This window comes from Burkholderia sp. Tr-20390 (assembly GCF_017104595.1).
Lineage (GTDB): Bacteria > Pseudomonadota > Gammaproteobacteria > Burkholderiales > Burkholderiaceae > Burkholderia.
The window spans coordinates 1-4,817 of the sequence record NZ_JAAGPC010000336.1 but is presented as its reverse complement, the minus strand read 5'-3'; the positions used below and the strand labels follow the sequence as shown (position 1 = coordinate 4,817).

General features: G+C 67.5%; 4 protein-coding genes and 1 pseudogene. 4 read left to right on the top strand and 1 reads right to left on the bottom strand.

The window, feature by feature from the left end; translation table 11 throughout:
* On the bottom strand, window positions 1-311 hold a 311-nt coding region (locus G3N98_RS38470), incomplete at its 3' end, for a hypothetical protein (RefSeq protein ID WP_206151047.1).
* 255 nt (window positions 312-566) lie between these two features.
* Here G3N98_RS38470 and G3N98_RS38465 point away from each other — a divergent pair.
* From G3N98_RS38465 to flhF, 4 genes and pseudogenes are all read left to right on the top strand, one after another.
* Window positions 567-947, top strand: a complete 381-nt coding sequence (locus G3N98_RS38465) for a DUF805 domain-containing protein (RefSeq protein ID WP_089424243.1) — start codon at window positions 567-569, stop codon at window positions 945-947.
* Between the two features lie 370 nt (window positions 948-1,317).
* Window positions 1,318-2,514, top strand: a complete 1,197-nt coding sequence (gene flhB / locus G3N98_RS38460; RefSeq protein WP_206151046.1) for a flagellar biosynthesis protein FlhB — start codon at window positions 1,318-1,320, stop codon at window positions 2,512-2,514.
* Window positions 2,511-4,610 carry a flagellar biosynthesis protein FlhA gene (gene flhA, locus G3N98_RS38455; protein ID WP_089471944.1) on the top strand — a complete coding sequence of 700 codons (2,100 nt, stop codon included), beginning with the start codon at window positions 2,511-2,513 and terminating at the stop codon, window positions 4,608-4,610. The genes flhB and flhA overlap by 4 nt, the downstream gene beginning before the upstream one ends.
* Window positions 4,607-4,817 (top strand): annotated as a pseudogene (gene flhF / locus G3N98_RS38450) (flagellar biosynthesis protein FlhF); the annotation flags it as partial. The gene flhA and the pseudogene flhF, both read left to right, overlap by 4 nt.

The window sequence follows — 4,817 nt, the reverse complement described above, 5'->3', positions numbered from 1 at the left end:
CTCGCGGGAAAATCCCGCGCGCGCAGGGTTTGCGTCGATCCGTTCCATGCATGGCGCAGGGCGATCGTGCCGGGATGCGGCGCGTCAGGCGCCTGCGCGCCGGGCGGCAGGGCCGGCGTGCCCGCGCAGCCGGCGCTCAGCGCGCAGGCAAGCGACAGCAACGGAACGAGCGGATGACGGAGCATGGTGCGGTTCGATCGGAATCGGCGAGTCAGGGCGAAGCGTAGCGCGCTTTGCACGCCCGCGTAATGCCGGCCGGTTAATCGAATGCGGCACACTTGCGGCCGATTATCGATCGCACTCGATTTCATTCGGATGTAATCAAATGCTGGATTATCCGGGGGCTGTCGTTTCTGTCAGGTCTTCAAGATTATTAAAATGACGCGGCATGCAAGCCGATGGCGCCGGATTCCGCTATTGCAGCCATTCCCGCACCGTGCGGGGCGGCGAGACGGCCGGTGCGCACCCAGCCCGGTATGTGAAAAGAGATGGAGTCCGTCTAAATTCAAACATATAATGCCGGCGTTGTTTCCGGGGTCGTCGATATAAAACAGGAGGGTAATAAAATGAATTTTTCCGAAGCCGTTCGTGCCGTACTCAATAAATACGCGACATTCGAAGGCCGTGCGCGTCGTGCCGAATACTGGTATTTCGTGCTGCTGACCACGGTGCTGTCGATCGCCGCGCAGATCATCGGCGCGGCCGGCCGCGACGGCGGCCTGATCACGCTGCTGCTGCTCGCCGTGCTCGCCCTGGTTTCGCTGGCGCTGATCATTCCGGGCCTCGCGGTCAGCGTCCGCCGCCTGCACGATACGGGCCGCTCGGGCTGGTTCCTGCTGCTCGCGCTGATTCCGGTCGTCGGCGGCATCCTGCTGCTGGTATGGACGTGCACGCGCGGCACCGAAGGTCCGAACCGCTTCGGCGCGGATCCGATCGTGGCGGCCTGACCGACGCCTGCCCCGACGCGCGACGCCGCGTCGGGGCCCGAATTCGCGTCGCATCCGCTGCACCGCTGCACCGCTGCACCGCTGCACCGCTTCACTGCTTCACTGCTTCACCGTTTCCGCGCTTTTTTCCCCTGCTTCACGCCGTCGCCGCTCCGCCCGGCGCCGGCCCCCGCCATCGCCCCCGCCGGCACGTTTTACCGCCGCGCCGCACCCCGTTCCGTCCCCCGTCCGGCCCCGTTCGCACCGGCTCGCCCGATTCCCCGAAATACCCCCCTTTCCCGGCTTTGCTCGACCGATCGGCGTTTGACGCCTCCATGAATAATCGGTGTCACTGGAAAGCGGCATTCCGCCGTACCCGACTGGAGGCCCCGTGGCAGACGAGAGCGATCTCGACAAGACCGAAGCCGCCACTCCCAGGCGCCTCGAGAAGGCGCGTGAGGAGGGGCAGGTCGCGCGTTCGCGCGAGCTGGCTTCGTTCGCGCTGCTCGCGGCCGGGTTCTACGGCACGTGGCTGCTCGCGGGCCCGTCGGGCGGGCATCTGCAGGCGATGCTGCGCGGCGCGTTCACGTTCGATCGCGCGACCGCGTTCGACACGAGCCGGATGCTGTCGGCGGCCGGCAGCGCGAGCCTCGAAGGCTTCGCCGCGCTGCTGCCGATCCTCGCGCTCACCGGCGTTGCCGCGCTGCTCGCGCCGATGGCGCTCGGCGGCTGGCTGATCTCGTCGAAGACGTTCGAGCTGAAGTTCGACCGCCTGAACCCGATCTCGGGCCTCGGCCGGATCTTCTCGATCCAGGGGCCGATCCAGCTCGGGATGTCGTTCGCGAAGACGCTGGTCGTCGGCGGCATCGGCAGCATCGCGATCTGGCGCAGCAAGGACGAGCTGCTCGCCCTCGCGACGCAGCCGCTGCGCGTGGCGCTGCCCGATGCGCTGCACCTGATCGCCGTGTGCTGCGGCACGACGGTCGCCGGGATGCTGGTGGTCGCCGCACTCGATGTGCCTTACCAAATCTGGCAGTACAACAAGAAGTTGCGCATGACGAAGGAAGAAGTGAAGCGCGAGCATCGCGAGAACGAAGGCGATCCGCACGTGAAGGGGCGGATCCGCCAGCAGCAGCGTGCGATCGCGCGCCGCCGGATGATGGCGGCCGTGCCGAAGGCCGACGTGGTCGTGACGAACCCGACGCACTTCGCCGTCGCGCTGCAATACACGGACGGCGAGATGCGCGCGCCGAAGGTCGTCGCGAAGGGCGTGAACCTCGTCGCCGCGCGCATCCGCGAACTCGCGGCCGAACACAACGTGCCGCTGCTCGAAGCGCCGCCGCTCGCGCGTGCGCTGTATCACAACGTCGAACTCGAACGCGAGATTCCCGGCTCGCTGTACTCGGCCGTCGCCGAAGTGCTCGCGTGGGTCTACCAGCTCAAGCGCTTCCGTTCGGAAGGCGGCGCGTTCCCGGCGATGCCGGTCGATCTGGAGGTGCCGGCCGACCTCGACAAGGGCGCGTCGGTGTCCGCCGACGATGAACGCGAAGAGCAGGAAGACGCGCTGGGCAAGGGAGGTACGGCATGAGCACCCCGACCGGCCTGTTCGCGAAGCGCCCGAACCCGTTCGCGGGCACGAACCTGCGCGCACTCGCGGGCCCGATCCTCATCTGCATGATTTTGGGGATGATGATCCTGCCGCTGCCGCCGATGCTGCTGGATCTGCTGTTCACGTTCAACATCGCGCTGTCCGTGATGGTGCTGCTCGTCAGCATGTACACGATGAAGCCGCTCGACTTCGCGGCGTTCCCGAGCGTGCTGCTGTTCTCCACGCTCCTGCGCCTGTCGCTGAACGTCGCCTCGACGCGCGTCGTGCTGCTCGAAGGCCACACGGGCCCGGACGCGGCCGGCCAGGTGATCGAGGCGTTCGGCCACTTCCTGGTCGGCGGCAACTTCGCGGTCGGCATCGTCGTGTTCGTGATCCTGATGATCATCAACTTCATGGTGATCACGAAGGGCGCGGGGCGGATCGCCGAAGTGTCCGCGCGCTTCACGCTCGACGCGATGCCCGGCAAGCAGATGGCGATCGACGCCGACCTGAACGCGGGCCTCATCAACGAAGAGCAGGCACGCAAGCGCCGCCTGGCCGTGTCGCAGGAAGCCGAGTTCTACGGGTCGATGGACGGCGCGTCGAAGTTCGTGCGCGGCGACGCGATCGCCGGCCTGATCATCATGGCGATCAACGTGATCGGCGGGCTGATCGTCGGGATGGTCCAGCACGACATGACGTTCGCGGCCGCCGGCACGAACTACACGCTGCTGACGATCGGCGACGGGCTCGTCGCGCAGATCCCGTCGCTGGTGATCTCCACCGCGGCCGGCGTGATCGTGTCGCGCGTCGCGACCGACGAGGACATCGGCACGCAGATCACCGGCCAGCTGTTCACGAACCCGCGCGTGCTGAACATCACCGGCGCGATCATCGTGCTGATGGGGCTGATCCCCGGCATGCCGCACTTCGCGTTCCTCGCACTCGGCGGCGGCGCGATCTGGCTGGCCCGCACGCAGACCAAGCGCGCGGCGGCCCGCAAGGCGGCCGGCGACCTGACCGACATCGCGCCGCCCGCGGTGCTGCCGTCGGACAGCCACGAGGCGACCTGGGACGACGTGCAGCTGATCGACCCACTCGGGCTGGAAGTCGGTTATCGCCTGATCCCGCTCGTCGACAAGAACAGCGACGGCGAACTGCTCAAGCGCATCAAGAGCATCCGCAAGAAATTCGCGCAGGAAATCGGCTTCCTGCCGCCGGTGATCCATATCCGCGACAACCTCGAGCTGCGGCCGAACGCGTACCGGATCGCGCTGAAGGGCGTCGAGATCGGTGTCGGCGAAGTGTTCCCGGGCCAGTGGCTCGCGATCAACCCCGGCCAGGTGACGGCCGCGCTGCCGGGCGCCGCCACGCAGGATCCCGCGTTCGGGCTGCCGGCCGTGTGGATCGACGTCGCGATGCGCGAGCAGGCGCAGGTGTACGGCTACACGGTGGTCGACGCGAGCACGGTCGTCGCGACGCACCTGAACCATCTGGTCGTCCAGCACGCGGCCGAGCTGCTCGGCCGCCAGGAAGTGCAGTCGCTCATCGAGCGCACCGGCAAGGATGCGCCGTCGCTCGTCGAGGACCTCGTGCCGAAGACGATCTCGCTGACGACGCTGCAGAAGGTGCTGCAGAACCTGCTCGAGGAAGGCGTGCCGATCCGCGACATGCGCACGATCCTCGAAGCCGTGTCCGAACACGCGGGCCGCGGCGATGCGTTCGAGATCACGGCCGCCGTGCGGCTGTCGCTCGGCCGCGCGATCACGCAGCAGTGGTATCCGGGCGCCGGCGAAATGCAGGTGATGGGCCTCGACTCGAATCTGGAGCGCGTGCTGTCGCAGGCGCTCGCCACCGGCGCGAACCCGGGCCTCGAACCCGGCCTCGCGCACAACCTTCTGACCGGCACGCAACAGGCGATGCTGCGTCAACAGAATCTCGGGCTGCCGCCCGTGCTGCTGGTGCAGCACGCGCTGCGCGCGATGCTCGCGCGTTTCCTGCGCCGCAGCCTGCCGCAATTGAAAGTGCTGTCGTATGCCGAAGTGCCGGACACACGCACGATCAAAGTCGTTAACGTCATCGGGGGTTCCGCTTGAACATTCGCAAATTCACCGGCGCAACGAGCCGCGACGCACTTCGTCTGGTGCGCGAGGCGCTCGGCGCCGACGCGGTCGTGCTGTCGAACCGCACGCTCGATGACGGCAGCGTGGAAATCGTCGCCCTGGCAGATTCGGACCTGGCCGCCGTGGCCCCGCCCGCCGCGGCGCGCCCGCGCATCGCCGCGTCGCGCCCGCCGGAATCGG

Coding starts and splice junctions, on each gene's coding strand:
- G3N98_RS38465 (WP_089424243.1), top strand. CDS start 567: ATGAATTTTTCCGAAGCCGTTCGTGCCGTACTCAATAAATACGCGACA.
- flhA (WP_089471944.1), top strand. CDS start 2,511: ATGAGCACCCCGACCGGCCTGTTCGCGAAGCGCCCGAACCCGTTCGCG.